16 protein-coding genes are annotated in these 20525 nt (G+C 34.2%); 6 read left to right on the forward strand and 10 right to left on the reverse strand.

Going from position 1 to position 20525, the window contains the following annotated elements; translation table 11 throughout:
- Window positions 1-49: 49 nt before the first annotated feature.
- Window positions 50-733, reverse strand: coding sequence for a response regulator transcription factor (locus ACHRV5_RS16100; protein ID WP_395427421.1), 684 nt, complete (start codon window positions 731-733; stop codon window positions 50-52).
- Window positions 730-1992 (reverse strand): sensor histidine kinase, encoded by a 1263-nt coding sequence (locus ACHRV5_RS16105; protein ID WP_395427422.1) that lies wholly within the window; start codon window positions 1990-1992, stop codon window positions 730-732. The genes ACHRV5_RS16100 and ACHRV5_RS16105 overlap by 4 nt, the downstream gene beginning before the upstream one ends.
- Before the next feature lie 162 nt (window positions 1993-2154).
- Between ACHRV5_RS16105 and ACHRV5_RS16110 the strand changes: the two genes are divergently transcribed.
- Together ACHRV5_RS16110 and ACHRV5_RS16115 are read left to right on the forward strand one after the other, a co-directional pair.
- Entirely contained in the window at window positions 2155-2571 is a 417-nt protein-coding gene (locus tag ACHRV5_RS16110; RefSeq protein WP_395427423.1) for a DUF1573 domain-containing protein, read from the forward strand.
- Between the two features lie 165 nt (window positions 2572-2736).
- Entirely contained in the window at window positions 2737-4320 is a 1584-nt protein-coding gene (locus ACHRV5_RS16115) for a murein L,D-transpeptidase (protein ID WP_395427424.1), read from the forward strand.
- A gap of 80 nt (window positions 4321-4400) precedes the next feature.
- On the opposite strand, the gene ACHRV5_RS16120 is transcribed toward ACHRV5_RS16115, so the two are convergent.
- Both ACHRV5_RS16120 and ACHRV5_RS16125 read right to left on the reverse strand, forming a co-directional pair.
- Complete coding sequence (locus tag ACHRV5_RS16120) at window positions 4401-4736, reverse strand: DUF5615 family PIN-like protein (protein WP_395427425.1); 336 nt, start codon at window positions 4734-4736, stop codon at window positions 4401-4403.
- Window positions 4736-4966 (reverse strand): DUF433 domain-containing protein, encoded by a 231-nt coding sequence (locus tag ACHRV5_RS16125; RefSeq protein ID WP_395427426.1) that lies wholly within the window; start codon window positions 4964-4966, stop codon window positions 4736-4738. Before ACHRV5_RS16125 ends, ACHRV5_RS16120 begins: the two co-directional genes overlap by 1 nt.
- 110 nt (window positions 4967-5076) lie before the next feature.
- Here ACHRV5_RS16125 and ACHRV5_RS16130 point away from each other — a divergent pair, with 110 nt between their 5' ends.
- From ACHRV5_RS16130 to ACHRV5_RS16140, 3 genes are all read left to right on the forward strand, one after another.
- Complete coding sequence (locus ACHRV5_RS16130; RefSeq protein WP_395427427.1) at window positions 5077-6033, forward strand: aldo/keto reductase; 957 nt, start codon at window positions 5077-5079, stop codon at window positions 6031-6033.
- A gap of 718 nt (window positions 6034-6751) precedes the next feature.
- Window positions 6752-7825 carry an outer membrane beta-barrel protein gene (locus tag ACHRV5_RS16135; protein ID WP_047778436.1) on the forward strand — a complete coding sequence of 358 codons (1074 nt, stop codon included), beginning with the start codon at window positions 6752-6754 and terminating at the stop codon, window positions 7823-7825.
- Window positions 7826-9133: 1308 nt separating this feature from the next.
- Window positions 9134-10621, forward strand: coding sequence for a T9SS type A sorting domain-containing protein (locus ACHRV5_RS16140; protein ID WP_395427428.1), 1488 nt, complete (start codon window positions 9134-9136; stop codon window positions 10619-10621).
- A gap of 603 nt (window positions 10622-11224) precedes the next feature.
- On the opposite strand, the gene ACHRV5_RS16145 is transcribed toward ACHRV5_RS16140, so the two are convergent.
- The 6 genes from ACHRV5_RS16145 to ACHRV5_RS16170 all read right to left on the reverse strand — a co-directional run bounded on the left by ACHRV5_RS16145 (window position 11225) and on the right by ACHRV5_RS16170 (window position 18907).
- Window positions 11225-12130, reverse strand: a complete 906-nt coding sequence (locus tag ACHRV5_RS16145; RefSeq protein WP_395427429.1) for an N-acetylmuramoyl-L-alanine amidase — start codon at window positions 12128-12130, stop codon at window positions 11225-11227.
- Window positions 12131-12163: 33 nt separating this feature from the next.
- The gene (locus tag ACHRV5_RS16150) at window positions 12164-12715 is read right to left on the reverse strand and encodes a hypothetical protein (protein WP_047778433.1); all 552 of its coding nucleotides are present in this window, start codon (window positions 12713-12715) and stop codon (window positions 12164-12166) included.
- A gap of 42 nt (window positions 12716-12757) precedes the next feature.
- Window positions 12758-14071 (reverse strand): 30S ribosomal protein S12 methylthiotransferase RimO, encoded by a 1314-nt coding sequence (rimO, locus tag ACHRV5_RS16155; RefSeq protein WP_047778432.1) that lies wholly within the window; start codon window positions 14069-14071, stop codon window positions 12758-12760.
- A 407-nt stretch (window positions 14072-14478) separates the two neighbouring features.
- Window positions 14479-15879 (reverse strand): T9SS type A sorting domain-containing protein, encoded by a 1401-nt coding sequence (locus tag ACHRV5_RS16160; protein ID WP_395427430.1) that lies wholly within the window; start codon window positions 15877-15879, stop codon window positions 14479-14481.
- A gap of 314 nt (window positions 15880-16193) precedes the next feature.
- Window positions 16194-17765 carry an OmpP1/FadL family transporter gene (locus ACHRV5_RS16165; protein WP_395427431.1) on the reverse strand — a complete coding sequence of 524 codons (1572 nt, stop codon included), beginning with the start codon at window positions 17763-17765 and terminating at the stop codon, window positions 16194-16196.
- Between the two features lie 50 nt (window positions 17766-17815).
- A complete protein-coding gene (locus ACHRV5_RS16170) occupies window positions 17816-18907 on the reverse strand; it encodes a hypothetical protein (RefSeq protein WP_395427432.1) in 1092 nt (363 codons plus the stop codon).
- 102 nt (window positions 18908-19009) lie between these two features.
- Between ACHRV5_RS16170 and proS the strand changes: the two genes are divergently transcribed.
- The gene (proS, locus tag ACHRV5_RS16175; RefSeq protein WP_395427433.1) at window positions 19010-20488 is read left to right on the forward strand and encodes a proline--tRNA ligase; all 1479 of its coding nucleotides are present in this window, start codon (window positions 19010-19012) and stop codon (window positions 20486-20488) included.
- The last annotated feature ends 37 nt before the right edge of the window (window positions 20489-20525 follow it).

Consider the following 20525-nt stretch of genomic DNA (forward strand, 5'->3'; position numbering starts at 1 on the left):
ATAGATTTGATATTAAAAATACAAAATTATATAAATTTAATTTGGTGAATTACATGGTAAAACGAAAACCTATTCCGTGTAGGTTTTCAATTGATATTCCTTTTTCGTTAACCAAAATTTTACGCAGCCGCGAAATAAAAACATCCAAACTACGCCCCATAAAATAATCATCATCTCCCCAAAGCGACGTGAGGATTTGTTGTCTTTTTAAAACTAAGTTTTTATTGTCGACAAAAAGTTTCAGAAGTTCTGCCTCACGTTGTGTCAGACTAATTTTTTCCGTTTCATTAAAAAGAATGAAATTTTCGGTATCAAACTGGTATTTACCAATTTCATAAACAGATTTTTTGACCGCATTGTTTTTTTGCGATCGTTTGAGGAAAATTTCAATTTTCAGAAGTAATTCTTCAATACTAAAGGGTTTAACGAGATAATCATCAGCACCCAGACGCAGTCCTTTTATGCGGTCTTCTTTCAATGTTTTCGCAGAAAGAAAAATAATCGGAACATCAGTATCAATTTTTCTGATTTCAGTTGCCAGATCAAAACCATCCATTTTTGGCATCATGATATCAAAAATGCAAATATCAAAATCTTCCTCTTTGAAAGTTTCTAAACTTGATTTTCCGTTAGAACAATGCGTAACCTCATAGTTGTTTTGCTCTAAATTATCTTTGGTCAGAAACGCTAATGTTTCATCATCTTCGGAGTACAGAATTCTAAAGTTTTTCATTTTTTATATGGAATTGTCAACGTTATGGTGATGCCTTTCTCTGAATTATTCGTGGCGTTTATTTTCCAATATTGTAAGGTACAAATTTCTTTCACATAATACAAACCAAGACCAAAACCGTTTACCTCGTTACTCTTTTCATTTTGTATGCGGTAAAATTTATCAAAGATAGAAGAGATATTTTTAGACGCAATTCCAATTCCATTGTCAATGAATTCTAATTTTAAAGTTTGGTTTTCCTTCGAAATCCGGATTAGGATTTCAGGTTTTTCATTGCAATACTTTACAGCATTGTCCAACAGATTGTATATTAAGTTAGAAAAATGAAAAATGTCTGTTTCTAACTGATAATCGGCAGAAGCTGTCTCAATTTTAATAACGGCTTCCGGACATTTTAACTGAATATTCGTAATGATTTCTTCTATAATGGGAACGATCAAAACAGATTCCGTTTTTAGTTCCAAAGGTGTATGATCAGACTTGGCTACGTTCAAGATCTTCTCGATATGATTGTTCAGTTTGTGACTTTGTTTGATAATGATATCTGTATAAGTGTACAGTTTTTTGTCCTCTTTAATCGGATTTTGTTCGATAAGGTACTTGGAAGCAATTAAAATAGAAGATAAAGGTGTTTTAAATTCATGTGTCATATTATTGATGAAATCACGCTGCAATTCAGAGTATTTCTTTTGCTGTAAAAGCGTAAAAATCGAATAAACATAAATCAATAATATAAGAATCATGACCGTTGAAAGGACAAACCAAAAACGCATTGAACTGAATAGGTAAGTGGTCTCATTTGGGAAACGAACGGCAAAATAATAAACCAGATTTTTATGTTTCGGAAAATGAACGGTTTGTTTCGTATTTCCCTTTTGAGTTAAAGAGATGTAATTTCCGTAAACCATTTCATCACTTTGACAATTGTACATGGCAAATTCAAAATCAGTTGTGATATTCATTTTTTTGAATTCTGATTTTAAGTAAAACTCTAAAATATCAGGTTCAAAATCATTTTCAACATTTACAATATAATAATCATTCGCAATTTTCTGAACCGGATTTTGAGAAGGCAAGTCGTGACTGGTACCTTCATAAAGTTTTTTAGCAACTTCCAATAAAGCAATATGCGTTTTTTGGCTCAGTTTTTTTTGTTCCAGACTAAAAGCTTCTTTTGTCCATAGTAATTGTGCTACCAATATACTGATGATGGCAACTAATCCAAGAAGGATGATACTATTTAGTTTGTTTATTTTCAAGGGAAATGCAATTTACAAGTGTAATATTAATCAAAAATTAAATCAAAAATACCCATTAACAAGTTGTTAACAAAGATTTGAAACCGCTTAACAGCGAATTGTTTTCTTCTAAAGTACTTTTGAAGTGTAAAATTGAACCAGTAACCATTAAATAAAAATACTATGAAAATAATTAAAATTTCGATGTTAGTTTTAGCTTTAGGATTAATGTCTTTTTCTGCAATCGCACCGGTTGAATCTTTAACTTCTACTCCAAAAACGGAGGAAGCTACAGCTTCAGTAATTGTTTGGAAAGCAGAAACAATTGATGTTGGTCAAATTCCACAAGGAACTCCAAAAGCAATTGTTTATGAATTTAAAAATACAGGAAAAACTGCAGTAGTTATTACTAATGTTCAGGGATCTTGTGGTTGTACTGCAACAGATTATACTAAAGAGCCAATTTTACCTGGTAAATCGGCAAAAGTAACTGCAACTTATAATGCAGCAAACAAAGGTGGTTTTACAAAAACGGTTACGGTAACTACCAGTGCCGAAACTACGCCTAAAGTCCTTACTTTAAAAGGGACTGTTATCTAAGAGTTTTAAATAGATTAGTTATAAAGAGGAAAACTCCGGATATGTAATGTATCCGGAGTTTTTTGCGTTTTTAAAGGTTAATAATGTTGTGATTAGGTCCGTATTTATTTTTTATAAAAGAGCGGTTTTCATGAAAACTTTTTTATTTTTATTAAAAATATCATTATGAAAATTTTGTATCCGCTTGCCGCAGTTATCATTCTTTTTATTGCTGTTTCCTGTAATTCTAAATCAAATGATAAAGAAGAAAAACACAAAAAGACTTTAAAAGCAGAAGTGCCCGAACTTAAGATTTCTATTGACAGTACAGACATCGCCATTTTTTATCAAACGTATCCTAAATTAGTTAAATTTCAGGGAGACGTTTCCTCGTTATACAAGAAAAAAAACGCCACTCAATTGTGGTTAGATAATAAAGGAGTAGTAGAGTTTGGCAGCACCTTGTTTAATAAATACAAAAATTTGGGAGACGAAGGATTGAAAACCAATTTTCCGTACAACGAAAAGATAAATCCAATTTTCGAACGTGTGGGGGACAATAAATTATCACAGGTTGATACGGACTTAATGATCACCAATCTGTATTTCTATTATGCTGAAAAAGTATACGGTGGAGTCGATGAAAAGACAACAACTTCTTTGGAATGGCTTCTACCGCGAAAAAAACTGAATTATCAGGTCTTTTCGGATTCTATTTTCAAACATGCTACCATTAATGATGATAATAAAAGTAAAATGTTCAGTCAGTATTATAAACTGCGTGAAGCACTGAAACAATACAGATCAATTGAGAAAAAAGGAGGATGGAAAACGATTGAAGTCGACGATGATTTTAAAAGTTTTAAAGTGGGAGATTCAGCAACTGCAATTGCTCAAATTAGAGAAAGACTTGCTATAACGGGAGAATTAAAAGAAAATAATAAAAGTGCGGTATGTGATTCTATTTTAATTTCAGCAATGAAAGATTACCAAATGCATCATGGTAATACACCAAAAAATACAATTGTAAAAGAACATATTGACGAATTGAATCTTCCGGTTTCAGATCGCATCAAGACTATTATTGTAAACATGGAGCGCTGCAGATGGATTGATCCGGGATTGGAAAAAGGTAAAGAATACATTGAAGTTAATATTCCGGAGTTTAAATTATATCTGATTCGGGATCATGAAATTACTTTTGTTTCAGAGGTAGTAGTTGGAAAAGCAATGACGAAAACCGTTATTTTTAGCGGTATGATGAATAATATTGTTTTTAGTCCTTATTGGAATGTTCCGCAAAGTATTATCAATAAAGAGATTAAACCCGGAATGGCTAAAAACAAGAATTACTTGGCTGAAAAACACTTAGAATGGAATAATGGCGCTGTACGTCAAGTGCCGGGTGTAAATAATTCGCTCGGTTTGGTGAAGTTTTTATTTCCAAATTCAAACAACATTTATTTACATGACACGCCGGCAAAAAGTTTGTTCGAAAGAGAAAACAGAGCTTTCAGCCACGGATGCGTTCGCGTAGCAAAACCAAGAGAGCTAGCGATTGAACTGCTGAAAAACGACCCAAAATGGACACCACAACGAATTGACAAAGCCATGCATGCCGGAAAAGAAAGCTGGTACACCTTAAAAAAGAAAGTTCCGGTTTATATCGGTTATTTTACCGCATGGGTAGATCGAAAAGGACGATTGAATTTCTATAAAGATGTCTATCAAAGAGACGAAAGCCTTCTAAAATTATTAACGGAGGAGTAAAGGATTAAACTAACCGTTTATCTAAACCCGACAGGTTTTTGAAACCTGTCGGGTTTGTTTTTTTATTTAAACGGAAATAATTAATAAACTTCCAAAATCATCAATTCGTTATTTAAAATAAATGATTTAATAATTTCTTTTTTTGAAATTAGTAGTTCCGTAATTTCCTTTGTGTTTTTGTTAAAAGTTTTTAAAATTATAACTTTTGGAGGAGCTCCTTTTAAAAGTGATAATTTTTCGAAATCATCGTCAAGAGTGAGAATCGTAAAGTCATTTTGTTTAGCAAAATTCCAAATTTCAATATCTTTTGCGGGTTGATTTATTTGAATGTCTTTAGAATGTAAACAATTAGAAAAATCATTTTCAATAAGTTTGATTATTCTCCATGAAATATTTGCATCCAAAAGTAATTTCATTAGGCAGCAATTATTTTTGTTATATTCTCTCTATTGGCCGCAAATGCCAGAGACGCAAGAATATGTTCTTTTTTTAATTCAGGGAAGTCTTCTATAATATCCTCATAAGACATTCCTGTGGATAACCAAGAAAGGATATCGGAAACGCAAATTCTGGTTCCTGTGATAATAGGTTTACCAAATCGGATATCCGGATCTATAGAAATCAAGTTTTGCCAGTTAGTATTCATAATTTTATGCTTTAAACAAATTTACAAAAATAAAGGACTATTTGCGTTTAAAATAATTGAGATTGTTTCTACCTTTAAAACCTATATACTTTAACCATTAAACCAAAACAATGAAATACAACAGATGTGGGAAAAGCGGACTACTGTTACCTGAAATCTCTCTAGGGTTATGGCATAACTTTGGGTCAGTTGATAACTTTGAAAATGCGGAAAGTATCGCCAAAGAAGCTTTTGATAAAGGGATAACGCATTTTGATTTAGCAAATAATTACGGACCGGTTCCGGGTTCTGCCGAAGAAAATTTTGGTAAAATACTATGGCATAATTTTCAAGGAAATCTACGTGATAAAATCGTGATCGCTACCAAAGCCGGTTACACCATGTGGGATGGACCTTATGGAGATTGGGGATCCCGTAAATATCTGTTGTCTAGCTTAGATCAGAGTTTAAAACGCATGAATATTGATTATGTAGATATTTTTTATTCGCACCGTCCCGATCCTGAAACACCAATTGAAGAAACCATGATGGCATTAGATCATGCTGTAAGATGCGGAAAAGCATTGTATGTCGGAATCAGTAATTATTCCGCAGAACAAACCAAAGTTGCCGTTGATGTCCTGCAACAATTGGGAACACCTTGTTTGATTCACCAAGCCAAATATTCAATGTTAGAACGTTGGGTAGAGAATGGTTTGTTGGATGTTTTGGAAGAAAAGGGAGTAGGATGTATTGCATTTTCACCGTTAGCGCAAGGGCTTTTAACCGATAAGTATTTAAACGGAATCCCGGAAAATTCCAGAGCACATAATCCAAACGGACATTTAAAAGAAGATGAGGTGACTCAGGAGCGCATTCAGAAATTAGTTCAGTTAAATGGAATTGCTCAAAATAGAGGGCAGTCTTTAGCACAAATGGCACTAGCCTGGCTGCAAAAAGACAAAAGAATTACTTCCGTTTTAATCGGTGCAAGTTCTGTCAGACAATTGAATAACAATATCGAGTGCCTGCAAAAACAAGATTTCTCTTCAGACGAATTAAATGCAATCGAATTGATCCTGAAATAATTCAATAGCTTTTCTATGTTTGATCCTCTTAAGCAAGAATTTGCAATAGAAGACCATAAGTAGAAGTTTATATGAATTGTTTTACCGGATTAAGGTCGCTGTAAAAACGATACGCTTAGTAATGAAAAAAATGCGGAATTAACTAAGCAATTTTGAAAGACTATAGCAAGTAGAATTTGATTCTTTTTTATACATTATTCTTGAGCCCGTTCATAAATTGAACGGGCTTTTTTGTTGTTTATAATTGTAAGAATTTTAGCTTCTTGTTCGTTTTCGCTTCTAAGTGTCGTAATTGAGTTTTGTTTTTCTTTAGTTTTTAATAAAATTTAATTGACCCTATTTTTTTAAGGGGTTAGTTGTTTTTGGTTTTATTTTAATGTCAATTTTTAATATTTTTTATAAGTTATTTTTTAATAACTACTATTTTTTGATGGTTTCTTGTGTTTTTTGTGTTGTTGAATTTTTAAAAACAAATCGCTGTAAATATCAAATAGTGATTTTAGAGAAGTAAATTTTTGTAATCCGTAATTCTTGCTTTAAAACATCAAAAAAATAGATTTTGATTCTCGTACTCATACAAAAGTTAATAAATTCGCTAAGGAAAATGAAGAGGTTTGAGGGATAAATTTGAGGTTTTAGAGATGACTTATACTAGCAAATAGATATAGAAAAGAATAACTAACCAAAATCAATTAACAACTAAAAACCAATTAAAAACATGAAAAAAACATTTCACATTTTAGCCGCCATGTTAACCAGTTCCTTTGTATTTGCCCAAGATGATAGTGAAAAACAAGTATCTCCTGCAACTACTTTTGCCGGATCTGCAGACGCCTATTATAAATATGATTTTTCGAAACAATTGAATGGCTTAACAAGTTTCACCAACTCTCAAGATTCATTCGAGTTAGGGATGGCCTCTATTGAAGCTTCTCACTCATTCAAAAAAGGATCCGTTTTTGTAGATTTAGGTTTCGGAAAAAGAGCAGGTGAATTTTCATACAATGAAACAACAGATAAAGATATTACGGCTAAATTTTTAATCAAGCAATTGTATTTTACGTATGAGATAACAGATAAATTTAAAGTAGTCGCAGGTAGTTTTGGTACTCATATCGGTTATGAATTGGTAGATGCGGTAGACAATAAAAACTACAGTATGTCTTATGCTTTCTCTTATGGGCCGTTTTTCAATACAGGTGTAAAAGCGCAATATACAACAGGGAAATTTTCGGCTATGTTCGGAATAACAAATCCGACCGATTTTAAATCAGCAATGGATGCAGGGACAAAACAGAAAACGTATATAGGACAATTGGGATATGTAGGCGATACGGGAAGTGCTTATTTGAATTTTACGTCCGGAAGTACTAATCCGGCATCAGACGAAAATAAAACGCAATTTGATTTTGTAGCTTCAAAAACAATAAGCGACAGTTTTGGACTTGGCTTTAATGCTACTTATGCTAAAACAACAAATGATTTTAATAGTACATTAGACGGAGAGTGGTTCTCATTAGTAGGGTATGCCAATTATGCTTTCAAGGAAACTTTAAGTTTGGCTTACCGAATGGAATTTTTTAATGCCAAAGATGCTGCTCCAAGTTTAGGGACACTTACGGGATCAAATGTATTTGCGAATACGGTTTCACTAAATTATAAGGTTGGGAAGTTAACTATTATCCCTGAGTTGAGATATGATGCCGCCTCTGAAGATATTTTTAAAGACACTGACGCTCTTCCAACTGGTGGAATGTTTTTTGCTCTACTTGCTACAACATACTCTTTCTAAGAGATAAAGATTGATATTTTTTTTTTTTTTGGAGCTGTCAAAACGTGCAAATGTTTTGGCAGCTTTTTTATTGAATTTATTTTGGGTGTTGATTAGTTGGACTTGTTTTATAAGACATGATTATAAAATATAGAGCTTTTGCTTCTCTATGAGGCAAGTCGCTTGGTACTACCGGACTAACCGGAGGTATCGGTTTATCTTCTTTGCTTGTAATTTGATTTTTTTAAATTTTTAGTTGTTGATTTTCCAAGCGCTTTACAGACTTACTGTTTAAATGTACTTATTAGCTTTAAATAAATTAGAGGATAGTTTTTTTAATAATAAACAAGTATAATTCGATTCAAGGCATTAATAAAGAAGATTATAATTTAATGTAGGAAAATGATGTATTTTGATAACTTAATTCAAGATGGTAGTTCCAAAAGCATAAAAAATACAAGAGAAGTATGGTAAGCTTGTTTTACGAACCAATAAATCTTACCAATGTTTTGTAAAGATGAAATTATATAATTTTTTGTTTAATAGATGATATTAAAAAAAAGAATTAATCATATACAAAATCATGTAATACAGGTATGTGTGTAGTGAAGTCATCTTGACTGAATTGTTTTTTAGCCAATTTTTATGGTAAGCATTTTTTGGCGATAAAGTTCAGGAAGTAGTATGGATTTAGTGCCAATAGGCTTGATAAAACAGAATTAACAGTTGGCTACATAAAGATGAGTATATTTTAATACTGTTTATTTGAGATTGTAAGTTCAGTTTTAAAGACTTCTGCTGTGAAATGCAGTATGTCATCTATTTTTCCCGGTTGCTGTATGCAATTATAGGAAAATCGCACATATAGTTTAGCATAGAAAATGGTGTGGTTATTCAGGTTTTATGAAAAAATAATTTTAGGGTGTTGAGGTGCAGTTCGCAACCAAAAAAAGATGATATAGTAATTAGCTTTTAATTTCACTCCTGGAATAGCAGCCGTTGCAAAAGTTCTTGGAAAATTGATTGATAAGTTACCTTATGAAGCTTTTATTTAGAACAATAGTTTTATTTAGATTACTATTTAGGAGATACTGTTTTTTTAAGAAGATAAGTGTTTTTTGAGGATTTAATGAAAATCATATTCCAAGAGGACAGAAACAAGTATTAGTGCTATTTAGAAACTTTTTCGAAGAACCATACATGCAGTAATTTCAGAAGTTTTTTTATAAAACTTACTCAGTTTGTATTTGGACTACAATTAAACAAATCAATTAACGAACAATTTTAATTATTTATAGAAATAGCTTTATTAACCTTAAAATTTTTATTATGAAAATCAAATTATTTGTTTTATTGTTTCCCATACTTGGATTTGGACAAGTGCAAATTGGAGGTGATATTAATGGGAAGGAAATTGCCAGTGAAAGTGGTTCCAGTGTTTCGCTTTCTGCTAATGGGAGAATTTTGGCTATCGGAGCACCGGATAGAGTAGATGCAGCTGGAGACTATACAGGGGTGGTTCGGGTCTATGAAAATAAGGAAGGAGTTTGGACACAGTTAGGGGATTCTTTTTATGGAATTGATGATGATGAAAATAATGGTACTAGTGTTTCTCTATCCGGAGATGGTAGTGTTTTAGCTATTGGAGCGCCAGGTAATGATATAAAAGAGATAAATGCAGGTGCGGTGCGGGTATATAAAAATAATGCAGGAGTCTGGAAGCAGATAGGAAATGTTATTTACGGAAGTGATAATAGTTGGAGTGGTACGAGTATTTCCCTTTCCGCAGATGGTACTATTTTGGCTGTTGGTGCGCCCCATGATGATAATGTTCAGTTTGCTTCGGGGATGGTTCAGGTATATGAAAATAAGGGAGGTGCTTGGGTGTCTCTTGGAAATCCAATCTATGGAAAGGGAAGGTTTGATTTGTGTGGTCAAAGTGTTTCGCTTTCTGCAGATGGTAATACTCTGGCAATCGGGTCGTCTTGTAGTAGTGTAAAGGGGAGGAATTCGGGTCAGGTGCGGGTATTTAAAAACAAAGGAAGGGTCTGGACACAGCTTGGAGGTGATATTGATGGGAAAGGAGCTGATGCTCAAAGCGGTTATAGTGTTTCACTTTCTGCAAATGGTACTATTTTGGCTGTCGGATCACCCTATTTTGGTGCAGGTTCTGGTCAGGTTCAAGTGTATAAGTACAGCGGTGCAGGATTCTGGGGACAGATGGGGCCGGTTATTACGGAGGGGACATCTTCATTCGGTTCTAGTATTTCGCTTTCTAATAATGGTAACACTTTGGCTGTTGGTGCTCCGGATTTAAATCAAGTTCAGGTGTATAAATACAATTCAGGAACTTCTTGGGGGCGAAAAGGAGTTGTCAACGAAAAAACACCTAGTGATCGAACCGGTCAAAGTGTTTTTATTTCTAGTGATGGTAGTACTTTGGCAATTGGGTCGCCTCATTATAATACTACGACTAAAGAATTATATTTGGTAGGTCAGGTTAGGGCGTTTGATTTATCTGATTTGAAAACCAGTAAATTCACCTATACAGAGGGTAATTCCGAATTGGGAGCAGATGATTTTAATTTAGTTAATCTTAGGTATTATCCAAATCCTGTTAGAGGTGAATTGTTTATTTCTTATGATAGAAAAATTACTAGTATAGCTGTTGTCGATTTGCAGGGTCAGGTCGTTGTTGAGAAATTTATTCATTCAACTCAAGGAAGTATTGATATGTCAAATTTTAAGCCTGGTGTTTATTTTCTAAATGTTACAGTTGCGGGTAAATCAAAAAATATAAAAATAATTAAAGAATAAATTAAACTTTTTAATTCTATTTTAAGTTAATGAAAGAAGTCGTTTGTGTTTTTTATCATTTTGCCACGAATTACACCAATTAAGTTTAAAATTATTGACGGAGAAGAATTGCTAAAGATTAAAGGATTAGGATGATTTAACCTCAAAGGCAAAGAAATAATTCATGTAATTTGTAGCGGAAAAGAAACCATTTTAATTCTATCTAACTCTTTTTTAAAGTTAGTGATGAATAAGTCGTTAGTGTTTCTTGTTTTTTAGTATTTTCCACGAATTAAGTTTTAAAATTATAGGTAGAGAATCATTGCCAAAGATTAAAGGATTAGGATGATTTACCCCGCAACAACAAAGAAACAATTTGCGAAAATTAGTGTAATTCGTGCGGAAAAGAAATCATTTTGATCCTTTAATCTGTGGCTTTTTTTTTACTCATAGGCCTGTGAAGTTAGCAACTCTTTGCCCCAAAATCCTAAATGCGCTTTCTTGAAATCTGCGACCAGTTTAAATGATTGATTTATAGATTATTGTAATTCAGGCAACTGATTAGATGGCTTAGGAATAGTTTATTTTGATTATTGAGAATTATTCGAAAAGTACAAAGATGAATTATTGAATCTGTTTTTTGTAAATAGAGTAAATAGTATCTATCGTTTTTCTATCTAAAACAGAAGTTGTATCCGTCTGTATATAATGTAATTTAAAAGCCATTATTGCTGCCGAAAGATTTTTGGTATTGTATCCAATAATACGTAAAGCCTGTTCAATCTTAAAATCAAAAGGCGCTTCTTCCAGTATTTGATCCGGCCAGATTCCGAATCCTTTTTCTGCTAATGTTTTCCACGGAAATAAGGCGCTTGGGTCTTGTTTTCTTCCCGGTGCTATATCAGCATGTCCCAGTATATTTTGAGTTGGAATATTGTAATCTTTTTTCAACTTAGTCAAAAGAGCTACCAAACTACCAATTTGAGCTTCTGTAAAAGGTTTAAAGCCATTATTGTCAAGTTCAATACCAATTGAACTGGAGTTTAAATCAGTGTTTTTTCCCCAGGTAGAAGATCCGGCATGCCAAGCTCTTAAATAGTCATTCAACATTTGAACAACTTTTCCGTTTTCCGAAATTATATAATGAGCACTTACCTGTGTTCTTGTCTTCGTAAAAGTATTGATCGTTTGTTGAAGAGAATCTTGTGCGGTATGATGGATAACTATAAAACTTGGTTTTCTTAAGTTAAAATTAACCGTGCCAATCCATTCTGTATTGATGCCATTCAGCAAAACTGTAGATCCTGTTTTTGATAAGGTATCTTTTACAATGCCCAGTTGTTGCGCATATGTGGTGTCAATCACTACCGGGCTAACCGGAGGTATTGGTTTGGCTTCTTTGCTTGTAATTTGATTTTCTAAAGTTTTTAACTGCTGATCGTATACTTTTTCTGTGTTTTTATATGGATTTGTCGAGCAGGAACAGATAATAAGTGCTAAAAGCAGATAACATAAATGTTTTTTCATCATAATCAATTACATTTTGGAATTAAGTTAAGTTAGTTATTCTTGAACTTTTTCTGTTTCAATACCTTCTTTTGCTTCTTTCTGTTCTTTAGCCTCTTTTTTCTTTTTTGACTTTGATTTTTTAACCTCTTTAAAATCAGTCATAAAGGAGTTGTATTTTTCAATCTGATCAGGATTAAGAAAAGCAGTTATTTTTTTTGTAGTGCTCTCTTTTAATGCCTTCATTTGTTCAATTTTCTGATCTTGACTACTGCTTTCGTTTTTCAGCAATATCCCTTGCTCTCTCAAGCTGTCAGCAAAAACATTTGTAATTGCAATAACCTGAAGTTCATCAAGATTTACAACCGGTTTCATCTGCTCTGTAATTTTAGCTGCAGTTTCTTCGGCAGGAATTTCTTTGGGTTTGCTGGGAGAGCCTTGCGGGCCTGCCTGCATCATGCTTCTGTCCATTCCCATTCCGCCACCTCTTCCATAACCATTACCACCACCACCGTAACCATTGTTGTATCCGTTTCCGTATTGAGCAGAAACAGAAGTAACACATAGTAACGTAAAAACTAAAAGAAATAAAGATTGAATAGATTTCATAAAAGTATTTTTGTCAAAAATTAGCAAATATATAATGTAAATTTAAGCAGGTTCTCCGTATAAATCAAATTCTGTTGCTTCAATTATCTTGATATTAACAAAATCTCCCGTTTTTACATAATGTTTTGAGGCATCAATTAAAACTTCATTATCAACATCAGGGCTATCAAACTCAGTTCTTCCAACAAAATGAGCTCCTTCTTTTCTGTCAATGATGCATTTGAAAACTTTTCCAACTTTTTCCTGGTTCAAATCCCATGAAATTTGAGATTGTAATTCCATGATTTCATTTGCTCTGGCTTGTTTTACGTCATCCGGTACATCATCTTCAAGCAAATAGGCGTGTGTGTTTTCTTCGTGAGAATATGCAAAACATCCCATTCGGTCAAATTTCATTTCCTGAACGAAATCTTTCAAAATTTCAAAGTCTTCCTGAGTTTCACCAGGATATCCAACAATTAAGGTTGTTCTGATCGCCATTCCCGGAACAGAAGCACGGAATTCTTTTAATAATTGAGTTGTTTTTGCCTGTGTAGTTCCACGACGCATTGATTTCAGAATAGAATCTGAAATGTGTTGTAGTGGAATATCAATATAATTACAGATTTTAGGCTCGCGCTTCATGATTTCCAAAACATCCATCGGGAAACCGGTAGGGAAAGCATAATGTAAACGAATCCATTCAATTCCTTCGACTTTTACTAAGGCTTCCAGAAGTTCACCAAGATTTCTCTTTTTATATAAATCAAGACCATAATACGTTAGATCCTGAGCAATTAAAATCAATTCTTTAACGCCATTTTTTGCTAAACCTTCAGCTTCTTTAACCAATTTTTCAATGGATTGAGAAACGTGTTTACCACGCATAAGCGGAATAGCGCAGAAACTACAAGGTCTGTCGCAACCTTCGGCAATTTTTAAATAAGCGTAATTTTTAGGCGTTGTAGTTAAACGTTCTCCTAACAATTCGTGTTTGTAATCGGCTCCTAAAGCTTTTAATAATTGTGGTAATTCTGTTGTACCAAAATATTGATCTACATTTGGGATCTCTTTTTCTAAATCAGGTCTGTAGCGCTCAGATAAACATCCGGTTACGAAAACTTTATCTACGAGTCCTTTGTCTTTTTTATCAGCATATTCCAAAATCATATTTACTGACTCTGCTTTTGCATTATCAATAAAACCACAAGTGTTAATTACGATGATGTTTCCTTCTCTCTCTGCAGGAGCCTCATGCTCAACTTCTTTTCCGCTTGCACGAAGTTGCCCCATTAAGACTTCACTGTCATATACATTCTTCGAACACCCAAGAGTGATTACGTTAATTTTGTTCTTTTTTAAAGACTTGGTTCTCATACTTTTATAAATTGGAGTGCAAAATTACACTTTTTTATTCAAACACCGCTTGTTTCGGTTTGTTTTAGGTGATTTTTATGAAGCTTCTCGATAGTTATCGGGTTGTCCTTTCTTGTTCGGTTCCAAAAAGTGGATAAGGAAAAAGATATTGTTTTCATCCTACCGAGTGGACACAAGTATAAAATGACACAAATTTCACGAATTGCCACTAATTTGTTTGTGAAATTGATTGCACAAACAAAGGCTATCCCATTAAAATTTGTGCAAATTCGTGAAATCCGTGTTCAAATTGAAATGTAATATTTATACCTACGGTAGGTTTCCATCAGAACTAAAAAAAATCCGTTAAGCACTTAACGGATTTTTATTTATGTGTTTGCTGGTGTCAAAAATCGATAACAAAAAATCTAAGTTTTAATTATTTTTTTTATATCCAGAATGCCGTCATTCATGATGTGTACAAAATAAATTCCAGGAGGAAGAGAAGAGATATTAATTTGTATTAAATTGTCAGAAAGAATAATTTTATTGATGGTTATTTTATTGCCAAAAATATCAAAAAGACTTATTGTTTCTGTTTTTTTGAATTTGTTTATATTCTGTAAATAAAAATTATTAATAATTGGATTTGGATATAAACTAATGTTGCTATTTATTTTTAAAGAGTTCTGTCCTCCTTTGTTTTCGATATTTTGTATATCTAAATTTTCTTTTGTAGTAGTGTCGTCAGATAAGTCATTAGTTAATATAAGGGAATTAGTTTTAATATTTTTATTTGTAGTGAATTTTAATGTTCTAGTGGGTCTAGTTCCGTTATTTCTTCCTGGGCCAGGACCGGTATTAGGTATTGGCCATGTTATGTTAACTGGATCGCTTATGCTTATCACAATACCATTTTGTTTTATTAATCGTCGATATGCTGTAGTTTCAGTGTTTCTTCCATTATAAGTTCGAATATAAGTAGAACGAGGGAAATTTTGATCAGTTGCAAGAGGCATATCTGCCCATACTTTGTTAATGTAATTAGGCTGGTCACAGGCTTGCCAGAGATAAGTGAAGTTACTTAAGGTCGGAACATTTCCTGTTATTTCCTCAGTTCCGGTACTAGATGATGTTAAGATTTGGCTACAGCAAATGGTGTTTTTGAATGATTGATTATTAATAATTATGTAAATAATATTGCTAATTACATATTGACCCCCTTCGTAAAAAGCTACTCTACGATAAGAAGAATTTTCATAAATAGCTTTATTTGGAGAATAACCAGGGGAGGTTTCTCCTGGAATATCAGTCCAGTCACTACTTTGGGTTTTTATTTGCCATTTAAAAATAGTTAGATATATGTTCCTACTTCCAGAACCAGAACTGGCGGTACCATGTCGACCAGGTAAATTATCTAAGTTTCTATAGTATGGTGTTTCATATGAGAAAGGTTGGGGTATTTGTCCGGAAACTAGTATTTGATCGTTTCCTATTACGTTGCTTAAAATTTGTTTGTCTGGTTTGTTAGGGGGAGGTGTCATAGTAGTGTGGCCTCCTCCTACTATGTTTATAACTTGAGATTTATATGTATTTTTATTGTTTGTCGTATACTCTGCATAAAGTGTACCTCCAGTGCTTAAGAAGTTATTTTTGAATAAGGAGATAGAGGTGAAAAAGGTGTTGTTTATATAATTTGTTTTTGGGTAGTTGTTAATAAATGTTATAGATTGAAATGCTATTTGAGTTGGAGTATCATCTGCATTTTTCTTATAGTATAAAAATAAATTTCCAAAAGTTGTATTTGTTGATCCATCTGCTGTTTCCATTTTTATGTCCAGAGACATAATTACGCTAGGGTTGTTATTAAATACAATTGTGTTGTTGGTGACTAAATTGTTGTCGACTTTTAAGTTATTACTAGTAACTGTAACTTGTGAATATAATGTCAAGTTGAATAAGATAAGTAAGAAAATGTAATTTTTAAATAGCTTCATGATTTTCGTTTTCGAGTTAATAAAAGCAAATTTATAAAAAAAAACTTATAACAAATGTTTGTTTGTAAGTAAATACTTGTTTTTAAATAAAAAAATCCACTAAGCGTTTGCTTAACGGATTTTTAGAAATCTATTTTTATTCTTAATTACAATTCAAATAATAAAGTCAAAGAAACATTATTTAGTTTTGATGTAATGTTGGCGCCGTCAGTAAATCCGGTGGCAAAAAATCCCTGATTTGATTTTCTTTCTAAATAGGAGTAAGCTAAATCTACTTTTGTTGTGCCAAAATTATAACCTAAACCACCAGAGTAGCTGTTTAAGTCGCCAATAGTTGTTTTGTTTTTATAAGGACTGCCTTCGTAGCGGTATCCACCACGGAGGCTTAATTGTTTGATTTTGTACTCTGCGCCGATTCTTAATTCTCCAGCACTGGTTAAAGTATTGCTCATTTCGTCGTTTAGACCTCTAAAACCTTGATCACTTGTTGGTTTGTATTTTGTGTTTCCGTAATCTTTAATCGCGTAATCAATACTGATTAAACCTGATTTTCCAAATACATAAGCACCACTAAAAGTTACTTTTCCCGGAGTTTGTAAGGTGTATGGTCTGTAAACGTTTACAACATTTGGATTTACATCGGCTTTTATGGGTTGTCCCGAAATTGATTCACTTGTCGTATATAGACTTTGTGATACTTCGTCGTAAAGTTTATACCAGGTGTTGGATTCGTAGGCTAAGCCAAGACGAAAGGATTGGGTTACTTTTGCAATAGCTCCAAGTTGGAAAGAAAACCCGTTGCCATAGGTATAGAGTTGATTGTTAAAACGTAAACTGGATATAGTTGGATTGGCGACTAGTGGATTGTCATTGCTTTCAGAAAAACTTGTAGATCTTCTGTAGTCGGTAACATGCACATTTAAATTCGCTCCCAAATAAATTCGGTCTTTGTATGATGTTGCAATGTTGAAGCTAGCTTTGCTGTTGTATCCACTTTCGTAGATTCCATTTTCTTGGTAATATTTGCCTCCGGTTGGTACGTTGGACTTGTAAGTGCTATTTGGATTGTTTGCGTCATTTACGTCTAAGATGTATCCTTGGTATCCTAAAAGTGCTTGTTGGGCACTATATCCTGACATGTTTGGATATTGGTTGCTAGGGAAATTGCTGCCTAAAAAGTCATATTGGTATCCTGGATCAGTAGTTCGGACGAATTTTTGAGGTACAGGCATTCCGTTGTTGCCATTGTTGGCATATTCTAAAAAATACTTATCAATTGAATTTCTTGGATTTGTCCCGGCAGAGAAAATGTTGTTGTCAAAATTGTTTGTATTTTCATAAGTGGTTCCAATTGCTATTTTTTTCCAATTGTTGTTAGAGCTTCTATCGTGAAAAACAAAAACAGCTCCAGCTTGATTCAAGATGAAAGAGTTCTCGTTATCACTTGTTTGGGTTCCAAAATAATTGGAGTTGTTCTTTTTGCTTTGATTGCTGAAAGTTACTCCCGCTTGATTGTTTAAGAATATTGCTGATCCTGCAGGGTTGACTGTCAAAGAAGACAGATCGCCTCCAACTGCTCCGAAAGCGCCGCTCATTGCTCTGAATCGGGCAGTTCCGGTAATGTTGTCTTGTGCGTAACGCATTGCATCTGAAACTTCTTGAGAATGTGAGACGCTAACAGATAGTCCTGCTATAAATAGGAAGAATATTTTTTTCATTTGGTTTAATTTTAGATGATTTTGAAGGGGTGTTAAAAACAGAAGAGGAATTATCTTCTGCCGCCACCGCCACCGCCGTACGATCTTCCGCCACCGCCACCGCCGCCAGAAGATCTCATGCTTCCACCGCCGCTATTCGTTGAGCGTGATGGACTTGGAGAATAACTTCTCGTTGGAGCGCTGTTGTTGCCGTTATTGTAATTGTAGTTTCGGGTTGTTGTGTTGTTGTTATTATACGATCTTCTGTTTGAATTATCGTAGCTATTACTCTGACCTTGTGAGTACGTTCTGTTTGTAAAAGTAGGATTCGTTGTTGTTCTTCCGTTTACAGTAGAACTTCTTCTATAGTCGGTATAGTTATTTTGTCTGTTTGTGTTAGAGTAGCTTCTATCTGTGTTATAGCTTCTGTTTGTAAAATTTCGACTGCTATTGTCTCTGTTGGTGAAGTTTCTGTTACTGTAGCTTCTGTCGGTATAACTTCTATTCGTATAGTTTCTATTACTGTAGCTTCTGTCAGTATAACCTCTGTTGGTGTAGTCTCTGTTTACGCCATAATTTCTTCCGCCGTAGTAAGCTGCAGAACCTCTTCTTCCGTAGTTATAAGCATAATTGTTATATCCGTATCCGCCGCCCCAGTATCCGGGATAGCCTCCCCATCCGTAACCAGGTCCCCAATATCCAGGGTAGCCCCATCCGTATCCGGGATAACCCCAATAACCGCCACCATAGCCCCATCCTAATCCATAGTAAGGGTAACCCCATCCCATAGAAAGACCCCATGACCAGGTCGTGTCAGGGTAATAGTTGATCGCTACTTCTGTGGTGCTGCTTCCCCAGGCTGGGTATGATGTAGCTGCGGTTTGTGTGCTGTCATTTTCAGCATAATTACCATAATTGTCTACGTCTGTAAAAATTTCGGTAGACTGATTGTCGTCTTGCAGTGATTTAAAGTAATCTTTATATTGATTATTCGTATTTGTGGTGGTTGTTTGTGCGTAGGTGCTTCGTGTAGTACCATAAACACCGTCATTATCTTGATAAGACGTATTTTGGTAAGAACCACACGATGTTACTAGAAAACTCAATAATCCGATTAGGTAAAAATAACTTGAGTTTTGGCGGAGTGAAAGAGAAGTTTTCATATCTGTGGTGTTTTTTATTGTTGCACATTACAAAAATAGTTAGTTTTGTCAAACTATTTAGTTAAAAAATAATAAAACAAAATTTGTGCCAAACTATTCAATATGAGTAAGAACCTCACTACAAGATCAGAAGATTATTCGAAATGGTATAACGAGCTGGTTGTAAAAGCAGATCTAGCTGAAAACTCAGGAGTTAGAGGATGTATGGTTATTAAACCTTACGGATACGCCATTTGGGAAAAAATGCAGGCTGAGTTAGACAGGATGTTTAAAGAGACAGGGCATCAGAATGCTTATTTCCCTCTATTCGTGCCTAAAAGCATGTTTGAGGCTGAAGAAAAAAATGCAGAAGGATTTGCAAAAGAATGTGCAATCGTAACACATTATAGATTAAAAAATGACCCGGATAAACCCGGGAAACTAATGGTTGACCCAAATGCGAAACTAGAGGAGGAGCTTATCGTTCGTCCAACAAGTGAAGCTATTATTTGGTCTACTTATAAAGGATGGGTACAATCGTACAGAGATTTGCCTTTGTTGATTAATCAATGGGCTAATGTGGTGCGTTGGGAAATGCGTACCCGTTTGTTTTTAAGAACAGCTGAGTTTTTATGGCAAGAAGGGCATACAGCTCACGCTACAAAAGCAGAAGCTTTAGAAGAGTCTGAAAAAATGATGAATGTTTATGCTGATTTTGCAGAGAACTTCATGGCAATTCCGGTTGTTAAAGGTATAAAAACCGAAACAGAACGTTTTGCCGGTGCAGATGAAACCTATTGTATTGAAGCATTAATGCAAGATGGAAAAGCTTTACAAGCTGGTACATCACACTTTTTAGGTCAGAATTTCGCAAAAGCATTTGATGTGAAGTTTGCTAACGCCGAAGGGAAACAAGAGCATGTATGGGGGACTTCTTGGGGAGTTTCTACTCGTTTGATGGGAGCGTTGGTGATGACGCACTCTGATGACCAAGGATTGGTTTTGCCTCCTAATTTAGCGCCAATACAAGTGGTTATTGTTCCTATTCATAAGACAGATGAACAATTAGAGCAAATTACTGCTGCTGTAAATGAATTAACGGCTAAGCTTAGAAAATTAAAGATTTCGGTTAAATATGACGACAGAACAACTCAAAAACCAGGATTCAAGTTTGCGGAATGGGAATTGAAAGGAGTTCCGGTTAGAATTGCTGTAGGTCCAAAAGATTTGGAAAATGGTACTTTTGAAGTTGCAAGAAGAGATACTTTGACTAAAGAAGTGGTTGCTGCTGAAGGAATCGTGAATTATATAAATGATCTTTTGGAGCAGATTCAAAACGATTTATTCAGTAAAGCTTTAGAATATCGCAATACACATATTACGGAAGTAAATAGCTTTGAGGAGTTTAAAGAAGTTTTGGATGGTAAAGGTGGTTTTGTGTCAGCACATTGGGACGGAACTGCGGCTACTGAAGAGAAAATAAAAGACCTTACAAAAGCGACAATTCGTTGTATTCCTTTGGACGCTGTTGAGGAGCTGGGAATCTGTGTTTTAACAGGAGAGAAATCGGCCCGAAGAGTACTGTTTGCTAAGGCTTATTAAAAAAAAATAACATTTTTTTGCTTCAGCTATTGTGCAA

It is taken from the genome of Flavobacterium sp. FlaQc-52 (assembly GCF_044007495.1).
Lineage (GTDB): Bacteria > Bacteroidota > Bacteroidia > Flavobacteriales > Flavobacteriaceae > Flavobacterium > Flavobacterium cupriresistens.